General features: G+C 72.5%; 15 protein-coding genes and 1 tRNA gene. 6 read left to right on the top strand and 10 right to left on the bottom strand.

The window, feature by feature from the left end:
* The first annotated feature begins 215 nt into the window (after positions 1 to 215).
* The gene (locus OG393_RS26815) at positions 216 to 1,274 is read left to right on the top strand and encodes a PAC2 family protein (RefSeq protein WP_327377264.1); all 1,059 of its coding nucleotides are present in this window, start codon (positions 216 to 218) and stop codon (positions 1,272 to 1,274) included.
* Between the two features lie 324 nt (positions 1,275 to 1,598).
* Here OG393_RS26815 and mshC read toward each other — a convergent pair whose 3' ends face one another.
* The 4 genes from mshC to OG393_RS26795 form a co-directional block, all read right to left on the bottom strand.
* Positions 1,599 to 2,828: a cysteine--1-D-myo-inosityl 2-amino-2-deoxy-alpha-D-glucopyranoside ligase gene (gene mshC / locus OG393_RS26810; RefSeq protein WP_327377263.1), complete on the bottom strand. Its 1,230-nt coding sequence runs from the start codon at positions 2,826 to 2,828 to the stop codon at positions 1,599 to 1,601.
* A 141-nt stretch (positions 2,829 to 2,969) separates the two neighbouring features.
* Positions 2,970 to 3,827 (bottom strand): SCO1664 family protein, encoded by an 858-nt coding sequence (locus tag OG393_RS26805; RefSeq protein ID WP_442817364.1) that lies wholly within the window; start codon positions 3,825 to 3,827, stop codon positions 2,970 to 2,972.
* Complete coding sequence (locus OG393_RS26800; RefSeq protein ID WP_327377261.1) at positions 3,824 to 4,414, bottom strand: DUF3090 domain-containing protein; 591 nt, start codon at positions 4,412 to 4,414, stop codon at positions 3,824 to 3,826. Before OG393_RS26800 ends, OG393_RS26805 begins: the two co-directional genes overlap by 4 nt.
* A 77-nt stretch (positions 4,415 to 4,491) precedes the next feature.
* The gene (locus tag OG393_RS26795) at positions 4,492 to 5,181 is read right to left on the bottom strand and encodes a histidine phosphatase family protein (protein WP_327377260.1); all 690 of its coding nucleotides are present in this window, start codon (positions 5,179 to 5,181) and stop codon (positions 4,492 to 4,494) included.
* A 66-nt stretch (positions 5,182 to 5,247) separates the two neighbouring features.
* On the opposite strand from OG393_RS26795, the gene corA reads away from it, so the two are divergent.
* On the top strand, positions 5,248 to 6,240 hold the full coding sequence (corA, locus tag OG393_RS26790; protein ID WP_327378560.1) for a magnesium/cobalt transporter CorA: 993 nt from the start codon (positions 5,248 to 5,250) through the stop codon (positions 6,238 to 6,240).
* A gap of 25 nt (positions 6,241 to 6,265) precedes the next feature.
* Here corA and OG393_RS26785 read toward each other — a convergent pair whose 3' ends face one another.
* Together OG393_RS26785 and OG393_RS26780 are read right to left on the bottom strand one after the other, a co-directional pair.
* Entirely contained in the window at positions 6,266 to 7,051 is a 786-nt protein-coding gene (locus tag OG393_RS26785) for a ferritin-like domain-containing protein (protein ID WP_327377259.1), read from the bottom strand.
* A gap of 236 nt (positions 7,052 to 7,287) precedes the next feature.
* Positions 7,288 to 8,337, bottom strand: a complete 1,050-nt coding sequence (locus OG393_RS26780; protein WP_327377258.1) for an LLM class F420-dependent oxidoreductase — start codon at positions 8,335 to 8,337, stop codon at positions 7,288 to 7,290.
* Positions 8,338 to 8,466: 129 nt separating this feature from the next.
* On the opposite strand from OG393_RS26780, the gene OG393_RS26775 reads away from it, so the two are divergent.
* Both OG393_RS26775 and OG393_RS26770 read left to right on the top strand, forming a co-directional pair.
* Positions 8,467 to 9,453 (top strand): aldo/keto reductase, encoded by a 987-nt coding sequence (locus OG393_RS26775; RefSeq protein ID WP_327377257.1) that lies wholly within the window; start codon positions 8,467 to 8,469, stop codon positions 9,451 to 9,453.
* Positions 9,450 to 11,603: an ATP-dependent RecD-like DNA helicase gene (locus OG393_RS26770; protein WP_327377256.1), complete on the top strand. Its 2,154-nt coding sequence runs from the start codon at positions 9,450 to 9,452 to the stop codon at positions 11,601 to 11,603. The genes OG393_RS26775 and OG393_RS26770 overlap by 4 nt, the downstream gene beginning before the upstream one ends.
* A gap of 89 nt (positions 11,604 to 11,692) precedes the next feature.
* Here the strand turns inward: OG393_RS26770 and OG393_RS26765 are convergent, their stop codons facing one another.
* Positions 11,693 to 12,337, bottom strand: a complete 645-nt coding sequence (locus OG393_RS26765; protein ID WP_327377255.1) for a hypothetical protein — start codon at positions 12,335 to 12,337, stop codon at positions 11,693 to 11,695.
* A gap of 47 nt (positions 12,338 to 12,384) precedes the next feature.
* Here OG393_RS26765 and OG393_RS26760 point away from each other — a divergent pair, with 47 nt between their 5' ends.
* Positions 12,385 to 12,573: a DUF5703 family protein gene (locus OG393_RS26760; RefSeq protein WP_147977249.1), complete on the top strand. Its 189-nt coding sequence runs from the start codon at positions 12,385 to 12,387 to the stop codon at positions 12,571 to 12,573.
* Positions 12,574 to 12,857: 284 nt separating this feature from the next.
* On the opposite strand, the gene OG393_RS26755 is transcribed toward OG393_RS26760, so the two are convergent.
* The 3 genes from OG393_RS26755 to OG393_RS26745 all read right to left on the bottom strand — a co-directional run bounded on the left by OG393_RS26755 (position 12,858) and on the right by OG393_RS26745 (position 15,561).
* Positions 12,858 to 13,664, bottom strand: coding sequence for a chaplin (locus tag OG393_RS26755; protein WP_327377254.1), 807 nt, complete (start codon positions 13,662 to 13,664; stop codon positions 12,858 to 12,860).
* A gap of 157 nt (positions 13,665 to 13,821) precedes the next feature.
* Complete coding sequence (chpH, locus tag OG393_RS26750; RefSeq protein ID WP_030315925.1) at positions 13,822 to 14,055, bottom strand: chaplin ChpH; 234 nt, start codon at positions 14,053 to 14,055, stop codon at positions 13,822 to 13,824.
* A gap of 171 nt (positions 14,056 to 14,226) precedes the next feature.
* A complete protein-coding gene (locus OG393_RS26745) occupies positions 14,227 to 15,561 on the bottom strand; it encodes a M20/M25/M40 family metallo-hydrolase (RefSeq protein WP_327377253.1) in 1,335 nt (444 codons plus the stop codon).
* A gap of 213 nt (positions 15,562 to 15,774) precedes the next feature.
* Between OG393_RS26745 and OG393_RS26740 the strand changes: the two genes are divergently transcribed.
* A tRNA-Leu gene (locus OG393_RS26740) sits at positions 15,775 to 15,862 on the top strand.
* Positions 15,863 to 16,021 lie beyond the last annotated feature (159 nt).

The following is a 16,021-nucleotide window of genomic DNA, read 5'->3' as shown; positions in this document are numbered from 1 at the left end:
CGGCGCGGTCCGGGGCCGCCGGGCGGGCGCCGTGGCGTCGCCCGGAAACAGTGCCCCGAGTCCCCCGGGAGACCAGGTCCTCGTGTGCCGGGCGGAGTTCCTGGGTAGCGGGTCAGGGCAGCGGACGCCCTCGGCGGGTACGAGGGCTGCGGCCGGACCGCCGGAAAGCCGTAAGGTTGGTCCGTACGACAGGAACGTCGAAAAGGAGGCACTGGGTGATCGAGCTCGAGGGGGTTCCCGAGCTGATCGACCCGGTCATGGTGGCCGCGTTCGAGGGCTGGAACGACGCCGGCGACGCCGCCTCCACCGCGGTCGCCCACCTGGACCGGGAATGGAAGGGCGAGGTCTTCGCGGCGCTGGACGCCGAGGACTACTACGACTTCCAGGTCAACCGCCCCACGGTGTGGCTGGACAACGGGGTCCGGAAGATCACCTGGCCGACGACCCGGCTCTCGGTGGTCCGCGTCGGCGGCGACAAGCCGCGGGACCTGGTGCTGGTCCGGGGTATCGAGCCGTCGATGCGCTGGCGCTCGTTCTGCAACGAGATCCTGGGATTCGCCCACGAGTTGGGCGTGGAGATGGTGGTGATCCTGGGCGCGCTGCTCGGAGACACGCCGCACACCCGGCCGGTGCCGGTCAGCGGGGTCACGTCCGACCCCGATCTGGCACGGACCATGGAGCTGGAGGAGACGCGCTACGAGGGTCCCACCGGCATCGTGGGCATCCTCCAGGAGGCGTGCACGCACGCGGGTGTTCCGGCGGTGAGCTTGTGGGCCGCGGTGCCGCACTACGTGTCGCAGCCGCCGAACCCGAAGGCCACGCTGGCGCTGCTGAACCGGCTGGAGGACCTCATCGGCCTGCGCATCCCGCTGGGGGAGCTGCCCGAGGACGCGCGGGCCTGGCAGCTGGGCGTGGACCAGCTGGCCTCCGAGGACAGCGAAGTCGCCGAGTACGTCCAGACCTTGGAGGAGGCGCGGGACACCGCGGAACTGCCGGAGGCCTCGGGCGAGGCCATCGCCCGGGAGTTCGAGCGGTATCTGCGGCGACGCGAGCCGGGCCCGGGACCGGGACCGGGGCTCGCGACGGAGGGCGGCGACACCTCGTACCTGCGGGACCCCTCCAGTAGCCGGACACGGCCTCCGAGGCCGGACCGTCCGGGGCCCGAGGCGCAGCCGGAGGACGGCGGTACGGAGCAGGCCGGGCCGCCGCGCGCGGCGGGCGACGACGCCGGCGAGGGCGGGGACAGGGGCACGGACGGGGACGGGGACGCCTGAGAGCCTGTCGTTGGCCTTCGACCGGCAGGTGGTCACGCCCTGGTGCGTGCGATTCCAAGGCGCCGGGATGTCGCTGGAGCGGAGCCACCGGGGCATGTCGGCAACACCGGCAGCGTGCGTGCCACGGCGTGACCGCCCGGCCAGAAGCCACCCGACAGGCTCTGAGAGCGGCCGGAGACTGCGGTCTTCATGCGTGATGTTGATTGCGTGGATGCTATTTGGCGCGTAATCGAGCGCCGGGTCAGGACAAAAGAAGAACCGCCCGCGGACTTCGGCCGGAAGTCCGCGGGCGGTTGCGCGAAGGGTAGTCGGCGGGGCCGCCGGCTACAGGGCGACCCCGAGCAGTGCGTCGACGGCGCGGGAGACGAGGCCGGGCGCGGACTCGTCCGTCCCGCCGTCCGCGGTCTGGGCCGCGGCCCAGCGGTCGACCGCGGCGAGCGCCGCCGGGGCGTCGAGGTCGTCGGCGAGGGCCTCCCGGATCTCCTCGACGAGCGCGTCGGCGGACACTCCGTCGGGACGCGAGACCGCCGCGCGCCAGCGCGCCAGCCGGTCCACGGCTTCCTGGAGGACCTGGTCGGTCCACTCCCAGTCGGCGCGGTAGTGGTGGGAGAGGAGCGCGAGGCGGATGGCGGCCGGGTCGACACCGGCGCGGCGGAGCGCCGAGACGAAGACCAGGTTGCCCTTGGACTTGGACATCTTCTGGCCGTGCAGCGCGACCATGCCGGCGTGGACGTACGCCTTGGCCATCGGGTACTCGCCGGTGAGCGCCTGGGCGTGCGAGGCGCCCATCTCGTGGTGCGGGAAGACGAGGTCGGAGCCGCCGCCCTGCACGTCGAAGCCCATGCCGAGGTGGTCGAGGGCGATGGCGACGCACTCGATGTGCCAGCCGGGGCGGCCGGGGCCGAGGCTGCCGCCGTCCCAGCTCGGCTCGCCCTCCCGGGCGGCCATCCAGAGCATCGGGTCGAGCGGGTTCTTCTTGCCCGGACGGTCCGGGTCCCCGCCGCGCTCGGCGAAGAGGTGCCGCATGAGCTCGGTGTCGTAGTGCGACACCGAGCCGAAGTGCGGGTCGGCCTCGACGGAGAAGTAGACGTCGCCGTCCAGCTCGTAGGCGGCGCCGGTGTCACGCAGTCGCTCGACCAGCGGCACGATCCCCGGTATGGCCTCGACCGCGCCGATGTAGTGCTGCGGCGGCAGCATCCGCAGGGCGGTCATGTCCTCACGGAACAGGGCGGTCTCACGCTCGGCGAGCCCCACCCAGTCGACGCCGTCGCGGATCGCCCGTTCCAGGAGTGGATCGTCGACGTCGGTGACGTTCTGGACGTACTGGACCTGCCGCTTGGTGTCGAGCCACACGCGCTGAACGAGGTCGAACGCATTGTAGGTCGCCGCGTGACCCAGGTGGGTCGCGTCGTACGGCGTGATGCCGCAGACGTAGATACGGGCGACGGGGCCGGGGGCGAGAGTCACTCGTCCGCCGGTCGCGGTGTCGTGGATCCGGAGGTCGCGGCCCTTGCCGGGCAGGGCGGGGACCTCAGAAGCGGGCCAGGCATGCATGTCCTGAGCGTAACCGGACACCTGTTCCGGATACGAACCGGATCCGGGATCTTGGCCGATAAGGCGATCTTGCGGGCCAGGAGGGTCCGTGCTTCTCCACGCGGGCACTCCGGAGGGAGCCTGATGGGCCGACCGGACCGGTCAGACCGGTGGCCAGGGGATCGCGGGCCACCGGCCGGACGGCTCCGGGTGCCGTCCGGCGGCCCGGAGGGCGTCCACCCGGGCGCGCAGAGCGTCCACCTCGGCCGCGGTGAGCAGTTCCGCCAGCCGGGTGGCGAGCGGAGCGCCGGGCTCCAGTGCGGTGGCGAGATCGGCCAGGACCTCGACGGCCTCGGTGGGCAGCCGCTCGCCCGACCAGCCCCACAGCAACGTCCGGAGCTTGTCCTCCACGTGGAAGGTCACCCCGTGGTCGATGGCGTACAGCCGCCCGTCGGAGGCGGGCAGCAGATGTCCGCCCTTGCGGTCGCCGTTGTTGATGACCGCGTCCAGGACGGCCAGGCGGCGCAGCACGGGGCTGTCGGCGTGTACCAGGAGCGCGGTGCGGTCCGCTCCGACCTGCGCGGGGCCGACGGCCTTCCAGCCCTCCCCGGCCTGCTCGTCCTCGGTGAGCGCGAGCAGGCTCGCGCCGGGGTCGGCCTCGATCCACAGCTGGACCATGCCCTCGCCGTACGGGCCGTCGCGCAGCACCGTGGGCGGCACCAGGCCCCAGCCGGTCGCCTCGGAGACGGCATAGGCGGCGACCTCGCGCCGAGCCAGGTTCCCGTCGGGGAAGTCCCACAGCGGCTGCTCGCCGGCGACGGGCTTGTAGACGCATTCGGCCCGCCGGCCCCGGTGGGCGACCGAGCAGAGGAGCACCGCGTTGGACGCCTCGTGGATCTGGCCGCGGACGGTCAGCTCCCCCCGGCTGAGGAGTTCGGCGTCCGCGACGGAGGGGGGCCCGGCCGGCCCGGGGTACCGGGCCGGAACCAGGGGTACGGGGGGTCCTTCGGCGTCCGTCATGCGCCGCGCCGGTATCCGTTCTGGCGCGGGCACACATGGCCCTCGGGGTCGAGCGGCAGGCTGCACAGCGGGCATGGCGGACGGCCCGCGTTGACCACGTCGAGGGCGCGCTTGGCGAAGGCACGGGCCTGCGCTCCGGTGAGCCGGACGCGCAGCATCGGCGGGCCGTTCTCCTCGTCCTGGAGCAGGCGTTCCTCGGCATCGGCGAGGTCTTCGTCGGACTCGGCGTCGAGTTCCACCAGCGCCTGCGCCTCGACGATCATGCGCTGTTCCTCGCCGTCCCAGGCCAGTGCCATCGTGCCGACCCGGAACTCCTCCTCCACCGGAGCGTCCAGCGGGGCGGTGTCCGCGATGTCGGCGGGGGCGACGGCCGGGACGGGGGCGTTGCCGCCGGTGCGGCGCACGACCTCGTCGAGGAGTTCGTCGATGCGTTCGGCGAGGGCGGCCACCTGGGTCTTCTCCAGGGCCACGCTGGTGACCCGGCCCGCCGCGGACGCCTGAAGGAAGAACGTACGGCGGCCAGGCAGCCCGACCGTACCGGCCACGAAACGCTCCGGTGGGTCGTAGAGGAACACCTGACGGGACACGTCCCTGACTCCCTTGCGTCTCGACAGCGGTGAAGGCCCGCGCTACAGCGGCCCGTCCACCCTACTGCGCGGATGGATCACGGTGCGCCCGCGCCGCCCCCGACCTCCGCGGTCCCCTGGGTGTCCGGGCTCTCCCGGGGCGCGAGCGCGGCGAGGTCGCCGGTGTCGCCGAGTCGGACCAGGAAGGGGCGCACCCGGGTGTAGCGCACGGCGGTGACGGAGCAGGGATCGACGTGGATGCGCTGGAAGAGGTCGAGGTGCATGCCGAGCGCGTCCGCGACGATCGACTTGATGAGGTCGCCGTGCGAGCACATCAGGTAGACGGCGTCCTCGCCGTGCTCGGCCTCGATCCGGGCGTTCCAGTCCCGTACGGCGTCGACGGCCCGCGCCTGCATGGCGCGCATGGACTCGCCGCCGGGGAAGGCCGCGGCGGACGCGTGCGCCTGGACGACTTCCATCAGGGGTTCGTCGTTGAGTTCGGCGAGCTTGCGACCGGACCAGTCGCCGTAGTCGCACTCGCTGATCCGCTCCTCGGTGTGCAACGGCAGCCCGGGGCGGGCGTCCAGGAGCGGCCGGAGGGTCTCGCGGCAGCGCTGCAGGGGGCTGCTGACGGCGGCGGACAGCGGCACGGCGGCGAGCCGTCCGGGGAGCGCGGCGGCCTGCGCGGCGCCGCGCTCGTCGAGGGCGACCCCGGGCATCCGCCCGGCGAGGACCCCGGAGGTGTTGGCGGTGGAACGTCCGTGGCGGACGAGGAGCAACGTGGCCATGGCGGCAAGGGTAGGGGCACGGCCGGGCGCGGGGCACGGGTGCGGGAACCGGTGGGGCGGGGAAGAATACCCGGCGTGATCGTGAACTCTGCCCTCTACAAGAGCGGTGCTCGTGCCGACGGCCCCGCCGATCTGTCCGCCGCCCTGGCGGAGGCCCGGGCGAGCGGGGACGCCTTCCTCTGGGTCGGTCTGTACGAGCCGACCGAGGCGGAGTTCGATCACGTGTCGGCCGAGTTCGCGCTGCACCCCCTGGCCGTCGAGGACGCGCTGAAGGCTCATCAGCGGCCGAAGCTGGAGGTGTACGAGGACTCGCTCTTCATGGTCCTCAAACCCGTGGTCTACGAGCCGGAAAGCGACCGCGTCAGCACGGACGAGCTGATGGTCTTCCTGGGCGATTCGTTCGTGGTGACGGTCCGGCACGGCGAGGGCGCGCCGCTCGCGGCGGTTCGGCGACGGCTGGAGGCCGAGCCGGAGGTGCTGCGGCACGGCCCGACGGCGGTCCTGTACGCGATCAGCGACGCGGTCGTCGACCACTACATCGACGTGGCCGGTGAGCTCCAGGTCGACCTGGAGGAGCTGGAGGCCGATGTGTTCGCGCCGGTCGGCAGGAAGCCGGGCAACACCGCGGCGCGGATCTACGCGGCCAAGCGCCAGGTGCTCGAGTTCCGGCGGGCCGGCGGGCCGCTGATGGCGCCGATGCAGCGGCTGGCGGCCGGGGCGGTGCCGTTCGTGCACGAGCAGGCCATGCCGTTCTTCCGGGACGTCGTCGACCACCTGACCCGGGCCAACGAGCAGGTGGAGGGTCTGGACCGGCTGCTCTCCGACGTGCTGTCGGCGCATCTGGCGCAGATGGGCGTGCGGCAGAACGACGACATGCGGAAGATCTCGGCCTGGGCGGCCATGGCCGCCGTCCCCACGATGGTCGCGGGGATCTACGGCATGAACTTCGCGCACATGCCGGAACTCGCCTGGGGCTGGTCGTACCCGATGGTCATCGTGCTGATGGCCGGGGCCGTGGGCGGCCTGTACCGGCTGTTCAAGCGGCGCGGCTGGATGTAGCCCCGCGCCGCTCGGCGCCGGGCGGTCAGAAGGCGGGAGCGGGGGTCGCGGGGCCGCCCAGCGCGTTGCGCCGCTCGGGAATCCTCAGGTCGACCATCCGGTGCCAGCCGGCGACCCGCTCCCACGCGTACATCGCGCGGATGCCGGCGGCGAGCGCGGCCGACTTGGGCCGCGGCCACCTCAGGAGGCGGCCCATGTGGCTCATCACGGCCAGGCTGACGTCGCGGTAGACCCCGATCTCGGTGAGCGCGGACTCGCGCAGGGTCCGCTGGATGAGCCGCCCGTGTCCGGCGCGCGCGAGGCGCAGTAGTTCCTCGTGGCAGTAGGCGAGGTGGTTCTCCTCGTCGTTGCAGATCAGGTGGATGGCCTTGCCCAGTTCGGGATGGTCGCCGAAGGAGGTGACCAGCATGTCCATCTGGTCGGCCGCCCGCTGTTCCGTCACCCTGCTGTGGGCGAGGTAGACCACCACGTCGGCCTCGCTCAGTGGCTCGTCCCGGCGCAGCTTCTCGTGGGCGAGGCCGATCCCGCGCTGCTCCAGGAGCATGGTGTAGTCGGTCTCCGGGGGGACCGGTACGGGTTCCAGGCCGCGCTTGCGCATCAGGGCGTTGAAGATCCGCCCGTGCTTGTCCTCGTCGGCGCCGTGCCGGGTGATCTTGGGGGTCAGGTCCCGCATGCCCGGGGCGACGAGCGCGGCGATCCTGGCGTTCTCCCAGCCTCCCTGCGCCTCGCCGCTTGCGGCGATGGAGCAGAACAGCCGGAAGGACTCGTCGTCGTCGATGATCTCCTGGAAAAGGCTCCTGGCCGTGATCATGCTGCCACCTCCATGCGGGCGTCCGCACGCCGCACGTCCGCAGACCACGAGTCAAATGCGCGGCGGCCCGGCGGGCAACACGAGACGCGGGTCACTCGGCCGAACGAAGGAGCGCCGGAGCGTAACCGGAGGGCGGTCCGGCGCGTTGTTCAGCACGACGGCCGTGGCGGGGAAGACCCCCGAGCCCCCACCACGGCCGCGGACTTCCTCCTCCGACGGACCCGGCCGGTGGCGTGTCAGGCCAGTCCCGCCCGCTCCAGCGCCTCCGTACCGGCGCGCAGGGCGGCGATCCGCTCCTCCAGCGTGAACCCGGCCGGGGCGAGTGTGAGGGTGGTGACGCCGGCCTCGGCGTAGGCCCGCATACGGTCGGCGATCCGCTCGACGGACCCGAGCAGGGTCGTCTGGTCGATGAGCTGCCGCGGTACGGCGGCGGCGGCTCCTGTCTTGTCGCCGGCCAGGTACTTGTCCTGGATCTCGCCGGCCTCCTTCTCGTACCCCATGCGCCGGGCGAGCTGGTTGTAGAAGTTCTGCTTGCGGCTGCCCATGCCGCCGACGTACAGGGCGGTGTAGGGACGGAACACGTCCGCGAGGGCGTCGATGTCGTCCCCGAGCGCCAGGGGCAGCGTCGGGTGGACGTCGAAGCCGTCCATCGTCAGACCGGCCTTCTCGCGGCCCGCGCGCAGGTGGCGGATCGCGGTGTCCTCCAGGTGTTCGGCGGAGGGGAAGATCAACAGGGCGCCGTCGGCGATCTCGCCGGTCTGCTCCAGGTTCCTGGGGCCGATCGCGGCGATGTAGAGGGGAATGTGCTCGCGCTCCGGATGGACGGTGAGCTTGATGGGCTTGCCCGGCCCGTCCGGCAGCGGGAGCGTCCAGTGGGCGCCCTCGTAGGTGAGCCGTTCCCGGGTCATGGCCTTGCGGACGATCTCGACGTACTCCCGGGTGCGGGCGAGCGGCTTGTCGAACCTGACGCCGTACCAGCCTTCCGAGACCTGCGGTCCGGACACGCCGAGACCGAGGCGGAAACGGCCGCCGGAGAGCGAGTCCAGGGTGGCCGCGGTCATGGCCGTCATGGCCGGCTGGCGCGCCGGGATCTGCATGATCGCGGAACCGACGTCGATCCGCTCGGTCTTGGCGGCCACCCAGGAGAGCACGGTGGGCGCGTCGGAGCCGTATGCCTCGGCGGCCCAGCACACGTCGTAGCCGAGGCGGTCCGCCTCCTGGGCGACGGCGAGGTTGTCGCCGTCCATACCGGCGCCCCAGTAGCCGAGGTTGATGCCGAGCCGCATATCCGCACCCTCTTTACCGATCAGTAACGTCCCTTGCGGCGGACTCTAGCGCGCGGGCACGGCATCCGTCAGGAGGAGGATGCCCACGGGGTCTCTGCGCGTGCAGTCCTGGCCAGTAATCTCGCGCTCATGGAGCAGAGGTATCTCGGACGGACCGGCCTGCGCGTGTCCCGGCTCGGACTCGGCACCCTCACCTGGGGACGGGACGCCGACGAGCACGACGCGGCCGACCAGTTGAAGGCGTTCTGGGAGGCCGGCGGCACCCTCGTCGACACGGCGGACGTGTATGGAGGCGGTGAGGCCGAATACCTGCTCGGGCGGCTGATGGAGCGCCTGGTGCCCCGGCGGGATCTCGTCGTCTCGACGAAGGCCGGCAGTGTGCCCGACCCCGACCGGCGGACGGACGGCTCCCGCGGGCACCTGCTCGACGCGCTCGACGCCTCGCTGGCGCGGCTGGGCACCGACCACGTCGACCTGTGGCACCTCCACGCCTTCGACCCCCACACGCCGCTGGAGGAGTCGCTGCAGGCGCTCGACATCGCGGTGAGCAGCGGCCGGGCCCGCTACGTCGGAGTGTCGAACTTCTGCGGGTGGCAGCTGGCGAAGGCGGGGACCTGGCAGCTCGGTGCGGCGGGCGGGACGCGGACCCGTCTCGCGGCGACGCAGATGGAGTACTCGCTGCTCCAGCGGGGAGTGGAGCGCGAGGTGCTGCCGGCCGCGCTGGATCTGGGAATAGGTCTGCTGCCGTCCTCGCCGCTGGGGCGCGGGGTGCTGACGGGCAAGTACCGGCACGGTACGCCGACGGACTCGCGGGGCGGATCGGAGACGCTGGCGCCGTTCGTGGAGCCGTATCTGGACGAGGCGGCGACCCGGGTCGTGGACGCGGTCACGACGGCGGCGGACGGCCTGGCGACGACGCCCCTCCAGGTGGCGCTGGCCTGGGTGCGCGACCGGCCCGGAGTGACCGCGCCGATCGTCGGCGCGCGCGACGCGCACCAGCTCACGGCCGCGCTGTCAGTGGAGAGCCTTAGTCTTCCTGACGAGATCTGTCGGGCCCTCGACGACGTGTCGGCGCCCGTGCACCGCTATCCGGACCAGGACTGGAGCACCTTGTGACCGAGCCTTCCCGCGAGACCACTCCCGAGGCCGAGCACGACGAGGCCGTCGTGGAGCCGGCCGCGGAGCGCTCGGCGCCACAGGACGCCACACCCGCCGCCGGGGCCGGAGCGACGGCACAGACGGACACGGACACGAGCGCGGCCACGGCGACTCCGGCCGCGGGTGACGCCGCGGCCGGAGTCTCCGAGGCGCAGGCGGAGCTGGCCGCCCAGCGCGAGCTGCGGGCCCGGATCGAGCAGCGCAAGGCGGAGAAGGAAGGCCCCATCGCGGCGGGCACGGGGCTGAGCGGTGAGGCGGCCGATCTGCTGGCGGCGGTACGCGCCGTGGAGAGCGGTACCCGGGACGGCGCCGCCTTCCTCGAGACGCCGGAACCTGCGCCCCGGCGGGCGGCCCCCGTCCCCCCGCCCGCACCCCAGGTACGGCCCTCGGCCGAGCCCCCGACGCACCACGCTCCCGAGACGGTGGCCGCGGTACGCGGGGTCCTCGCCCGGGGCGGGGCCCCCGAGACACTGGCGGAGCGGGTCGCGGCGACGCTCGGCGAGGGAGCCGCCCAGATCCTCGGCGAGGACCCCTGGCAACTGCTCCGCGTCCCGGGCGTACGGCCCGAGCACGCGGACGCCTTCGCCCGCGCGCTGCTCGGCCCGTCATGCGCCCCGGACGATCCGCGCCGCGGCGTCGCGCTGGTCGGCCTGCTCCTCGAACGGGCCGCGCTGAAGGGGCACACCGCCCTGGAGATCGGCGAGGTCAGCGCCGGGCTGGCCGGGCTCTCGGTGCCGGACCCGGACGAGGCGGTCCGGCAGGCGGTCGCCGAGGCCGCGGTGCTCGTCTTCCATGACGAGGAGACCCCGGCGGCGCCCCCCGGGGACGCCGTCGCGGAGGACCCCGACGAGGAAGACCCTCAGGAGGCGGCACCAGGCGCCGGGCTTCCCGTCCTGCTCGGCCTGGACCGCTACGCCCTCGCCGAGGAGAGCCTGGCGGACGGTCTCGCCCGACTGGTCAAGACGGTCACCCCCGAGGTCTGGGAGGGCCCGGAGCTGGTCCGGACCGCCGGAGGACACGGCCTGGTGCTGCACACCGGCGGCGAGGCGGCCCGCGCCGAGCCGGTCGCGCTCGCCCAGGCCGCGGGCGAGCGCGGCCTGCGGGTCACGCTCGCGGTGCACGGCGAGAACGGCAGACGCCGGCTCGGCGCCGACGCGGTGACCGTCGCCTCGCTGCTGTCCGGCGAGGCCGGACCTGGCCGGGACGAGGAAGGCGCCCTCGCCCTGGACCTGCTGATCGTCCTGGACGCCCCGCGACTGGACGTCGAGAGCGCCGCCATGATCGTGGAGTCGCTGCCGGACGGCTGCCGGCTGGTGCTCGGCGGCGACCCCGCCGTGCTGGAGTCCGCCGGCGCGGGCCGGGTGTTCGCCGATCTGCTGGCGGCGCGGGTGTGCCCGCGGGTCGTCTCCCGCACGCCCGACCCCGGGCCACTGGGCGAGCTGGTCTCCGGCATCGGCATCGGGGAACTCCACCCGGTGGAGGCACCCGGCAAGGAGGTTGTGATCGTCCCGGTCGGGGACGCGGGCGAGGCGGTCCACCGCACCGTCCAGCTCGTCGCCGACTCGATCCCGCGGGCCATCGGCGTACCGGCCGACGGGACCCGCGTGATCACCGTGGGCCACGGCGGCTCAGCCGGCACCCGCGCGCTCAACACGGCGCTGAAGGAGCGCCTCAACCCCGGCCCCGGCCGCTTCGGCGGCTACGACCCCGGCGACGCCGTCGCCTACGCGCCGGCGCCCGGCGGGACGGTCACGGGTACGGTCGTCTCGGCCGACGCCGAGGGTCTTCACCTGGAGTGCGAGGGGACGAAGGTCCTGGTGCCGAAGGAGCGGGTGGCGGGGACACTGCGCCACGGCTGGGCCCTGACCGCGCACCAGGCCGCCGCGATGCGCTGGCCGGCCGCGGTGGTGGTGTTGCCGGGCGACGCGGCCGGCGGTCTGAGCCGGGCGTGGGTGTACACCGCCTTCGGCCGCGCCGAGCGTCACCTGTCCGTCGTCCACGGCGTGGACCAGGCGCTGCCGCGGGCCGTGGCGGAAGGGCTCGCGCCGGACCGTACGACCCGGCTGAGGCCGCTCCTGGAGTCCCTGCTGGCGGCAGCGGAGGACTGATCCAGGACTGGTGAGGAAGAGGGAAGGAGCGGCGGGCACCCGCGGTGCCCGCCCCTCGCCGCGCACCGGCCGCCGGGCGGCCGCTCCGGTCAGGCCCCGGGGGCCTCGGGGTCCTCGTCCAGCTCGTCGTCGAAGACCGCGCTGACGTCGAAGCGGCAGACGATCCGTTCGGGGTCCGCCTGTTCGAAGGGCGCGTCGAGCCACTCCCCCGGGTCCGGCAGTTCCTCGGCGGCCGCGACCCAGAGCGTGGAGTCACCCTCCTCCAAGCCGAACTCCTGGTGCCGCGAGGCGATTTCGTCCGGTTCGAACTCGCCGAAGAGTACGCCGAGTGCCGCGTGGGTACTGGCACCGACCAGCGCGGCCGTCTCCGGGTCGCCCTCGTTCTCCAGATCGGCGATGCGCTGCGCCTGGGCGAGCAGCCGCTTCGGCTCGGCCACCGCGTAGTCACGGCGGATGAGCACGCTCAGAGCGTGCGGCTCCTCGGGTCCGGCGTACGGCGGAAGGGAGTCGTCGGCGCCGGGGATCTCGAAGGGCGTGACCTCGTCGTACCGGTCGTAGAGCCGCTCGTCGTACGCCTCCGCCGCCGCGGCGAGGGCGTTGAAGGCTTCGTAGACGGCCGGGTCGTCGTCCCCCGTGCGGCGTTCGACCGCCGCGAGGTGGCGGTCCAGTGCGGCTTTGACCGCCTCGGCGGCGGCACGTACCTCGGCAGCGGTGGGCTGCGCAGCATCAGACATGGGACAGACGCTATCCGTACGGGACCCGTGCCCGCACAATAGATGCGATGCCGGAATACGAATTCGTCGACCTGTACGTGCCTCGGGGCGTCTCCCGCAAGGAGGCGACGCGGCTTCTCACCGACCATGCCGAGTACCAGCACTGGGAGTTGGACCGCCTGACCCTGCACCGGGACGGCAGTCGCAGGGTGCGGCTGCGCCGGCGCATCATCCGGCAGGTTCGCGCCACCTGGTGACAGGGGGCCCGGCCGAACCGTCGTCGTCCGCCGCGCGGGTCTCCTGACACGCTCCGCACTCGCCGGAACACGCGGGACATCTGACGTCGGAGGGGCGTCCGCGTACGCGGACGCCCCTCCGACGCGTGAGGTGCGCGCCGCACGGCCCACCTCACCGGACAGCAAACCTGGAAGACCGATGAGGATCGCACTCCGGCCCCCCGGCTCGCCCCGGATTGCCATTAAATGTCAATCGTTACGAACTGGTGCAAGCCGGGCACGATTTCAAGATCTTCAGGACGCTTCTAGGCCGATCGGCGCGCGCGGCGGTAGAGCACGGAGCCGGCGAGCAGCAGGCCCGCGCCGGCCGGGACGGCCATCCCGAGCGCGTCGGAGCCGGTCCGAGCCAGCTCGTCGGCACCGTTCGGCGGGGTGACCACCTGGACCCCGGGCGTGTTCGGCCCGGACGGCGACCCCGGCCCGCCGGGGTTGCCCGGGGTCTCGGGGCTACCGGGGTTCTCAGGAGTACCCGGGTTGCCCGGGGTCTCAGGAGTACCCGGGTTCTCAGGAGTACCCGGGTTGCCCGGGGTCTCAGGAGTACCCGGGTTCTCAGGAGTACCCGGGTTGCCCGGGGTCTCAGGAGTACCCGGGTGCTCCGGGCAGTCCGGGTGCTCGGGGTGCTCCGGGTGCGAGGGCCCGGCGCCGTTGGCGCAGTCGTTGCCCATGGCCGGGTTGAGGCCGCCCACGCCCGTGACGCTGTTGCCACACAGATTCACGGGGGCGTCGATGGGCACCTGGACGGTGTTGCCGGACGCGACGCCCGGAGAGTGACTGGTGCGCCCGTGGGCGCGGGACCCGCCGCCGGGCTTGGAGACGTTGGCGCACGAGTTGCCGAACGCCGGGTTGAGCAGCCCGACGGCGTTGACGGTGTTCCCGCAGACGTTCACCGGCGCGTGCACCGGAACCTGGACGGAATTTCCGGACGCGACGCCCGGAGAGTTCGAGGCCGTGCCGCTCGCACCCGCGTCGGCGTGCGCGTAACCCCCGCCGAGGGCGATGACGCCGCCGGCTGCCGCAACGGTGATCAGACCCTTGCGCGTGACCTGTCGCATAGCTTGTGTTCCCTGCTTCTCGGCTACTGCCTTCTGGGCTTCAGAAGGGGCCTCCGGGCATCAGGGCCCGGGGCGGAAATGCCCACCGGCCCCGGAGTGCATGGCACGCACTCCGGGGCCGGCCTGGCTCGGACCCTCAGGGGGTCGAGGCACAACGTCAGGCGTTGACGCAGGTGTTGCCGAAGGCGGGGTTCAGCAGGCCGATCACGGAGACCGTGTTGCCGCACACGTTCACCGGGACGTGGACCGGCACCTGGACGACGTTGCCCGAGAGCACGCCGGGGGAACCGATGGCGGCACCCTGGGCACCCGAGTCGGCAACGGCCATGCCCGCACCCGCGAGAACGAGACCGCCCGTGGCAGCCGCAGCAGCGACGACCTTCTTGATCATTATTCCTCCTTGTTGGCAAATGCGGTCCCAACCGCGGACCGCACCACCTGTAACGAGGGGGAGGTGAGGGGGCTACGAGCCCCTGAACGCATTCACTCTTTCCGGTCACATACGGACAGGTGGACGAATAGCCGGAGGGGGTGAGCCGGAGGGCCCGGCCTCACCTCAGGCTCAGGAGGCGTCGATGAACCGGTCGAGCACCCGCACGCCGAACTTCAGACCGTCGACCGGCACCCGCTCGTCGACACCGTGGAACATCCCCGCGAAGTCCAGCTCAGGGGGCAGCTGGAGCGGCGCGAAACCGAAGCAGCGGATGCCGAGGTCGTCGAAGGACTTGGCGTCGGTGCCGCCGGAGAGCATGTAGGGCACGGCGCGGGCGATCGGGTCCTCGGCCCGCAGGGCGAGCTGCATGGCATCGACGAGGCCGCCGTCGAAACCGGTCTCCAGGGCCTTGTCGCCGTGCACGTCCTCGCGCCGCACCCGCGGGCCGAGGATCCGGTCGAGGTCGGCGAGGAACTCCTCCTCGTAGCCGGGCAGGAACCGTCCGTCGACATGGGCGGTCGCCTGGCCGGGAATGACGTTGACCTTGTAGCCGGCGCCCAGCATGGTCGGGGCCGCGGAGTTGCGCAGGGTGGCGCCGACCATCTTGGCGATGCCGCCGAGCTTGGCGAGCGTGGCCTCCATGTCCTCGGGGTCGAGCGGGGTGCCGAGCGCGTCCGAGAGTTCGTCCAGGAAGGACCGGACGGTCTTGGTCATCCGTACCGGCCACTGATGGCGGCCCAGTCGGCCGACCGCCTCGCAGAGCTCGGTGATGGCGTTGTCGTCGTTGGTCATCGAGCCGTGACCGGCCGTGCCGTCGACGGTCAGCCGCATCCAGTGCATGCCCTTCTGGGCGGTCTCGACGAGGTAGAGCCGCAGGTTCTCGTTGACCGTGAAGGAGAATCCGCCGACCTCGCCGATGGCCTCGGTGACCCCGTCGAAGAGGTCACGGTGGTGATCGACGAGGTGCCGGGCACCATAGGTGCCACCCGCCTCCTCGTCCGCGAGGAAGGCGAGGACGATGTCCCGCGGGGGCTTGCGTCCGCTGCGCATCCGGTCCCGCACCACCGCCAGGGTCATGGCGTCCATGTCCTTCATGTCGACGGCGCCCCGGCCCCAGACGCAGCCGTCGGCGACCTCGCCGGAGAACGGGTGGTGCGTCCAGTCGTCCGCGTTGGCGGGCACGACGTCGGTGTGCCCGTGGATGAGCAGGGCCGGGCGGGAGGGGTCCTCGCCCTCGATCCGGGCCACGGTCGAGGCGCGCCCCTTGTGCGACTCGATGATCTTCGGTTCGAGTCCGACCTCGGCGAGCTTCTCCGCCACGTACTCGGCCGCGGCCCTCTCGCCCGGACCCGAGTGGTCGCCGTAGTTGCTGGTGTCGATCCGGATGAGGTCACGGCAGAGGTCGACGACCTCGTCCTCGCCGGTCCCGCCGCTGAGACTCCGGGCCTTGTTCGACTCGCTCACGCTGCTTCCTCCCACTACGTGCCCCACATGACGACTGGTGGTCCCCCTCATCCTCCCGCTTCCCGCCCCGGGGACCCAAGGGCGGCGGCCGGCCGGTACGGCGCACGGTGCGGGGCGGGGTCACCGGGGATCTGGGTGGTGATCGGCCACCCCGAATGTTTGCTATGGTTTTCCACGTCGGAACGGCCGGACGGCCGGGAAGACAGACACCTTGTCCGGGTGGCGGAATGGCAGACGCGCTAGCTTGAGGTGCTAGTGCCCTTTATCGGGCGTGGGGGTTCAAGTCCCCCCTCGGACACCAGCTGAGACCCCAGTCGATCTGGGGTCTTTCGCATTTCTGGGCGGTGGCGTGACCAATCACGTGACCAACGGTCCAGCGATTCCCCAGGTCAGACCAGGGACGACGGGCCGAGTCGGCCCGCACCGCAGGCGGCGGGCTTCCGCGCTCCGCCCATGCGTG

Source organism: Streptomyces sp. NBC_01216, from assembly GCF_035994945.1.
GTDB lineage: Bacteria > Actinomycetota > Actinomycetes > Streptomycetales > Streptomycetaceae > Streptomyces.
The sequence above is the reverse complement of the archived record's forward strand: the minus strand, read 5'-3'. Positions and strand labels throughout refer to the sequence as shown.

Bases quoted from the DNA above. Each gene is read 5' to 3' on its own strand.
- OG393_RS26765 (WP_327377255.1), bottom strand. From the start codon at position 12,337: ATGTCTGATGCTGCGCAGCCCACCGCTGCCGAGGTACGTGCCGCCGCC.
- chpH (WP_030315925.1), bottom strand. From the start codon at position 14,055: ATGATCAAGAAGGTCGTCGCTGCTGCGGCTGCCACGGGCGGTCTCGTT.
- OG393_RS26780 (WP_327377258.1), bottom strand. From the start codon at position 8,337: ATGCGGCTCGGCATCAACCTCGGCTACTGGGGCGCCGGTATGGACGGC.
- OG393_RS26775 (WP_327377257.1), top strand. From the start codon at position 8,467: ATGGAGCAGAGGTATCTCGGACGGACCGGCCTGCGCGTGTCCCGGCTC.
- OG393_RS26795 (WP_327377260.1), bottom strand. From the start codon at position 5,181: ATGGCCACGTTGCTCCTCGTCCGCCACGGACGTTCCACCGCCAACACC.
- OG393_RS26755 (WP_327377254.1), bottom strand. From the start codon at position 13,664: ATGCGACAGGTCACGCGCAAGGGTCTGATCACCGTTGCGGCAGCCGGC.
- mshC (WP_327377263.1), bottom strand. From the start codon at position 2,828: ATGCATGCCTGGCCCGCTTCTGAGGTCCCCGCCCTGCCCGGCAAGGGC.
- OG393_RS26805 (WP_442817364.1), bottom strand. From the start codon at position 3,827: ATGACGGACGCCGAAGGACCCCCCGTACCCCTGGTTCCGGCCCGGTAC.
- OG393_RS26760 (WP_147977249.1), top strand. From the start codon at position 12,385: ATGCCGGAATACGAATTCGTCGACCTGTACGTGCCTCGGGGCGTCTCC.
- OG393_RS26785 (WP_327377259.1), bottom strand. From the start codon at position 7,051: ATGATCACGGCCAGGAGCCTTTTCCAGGAGATCATCGACGACGACGAG.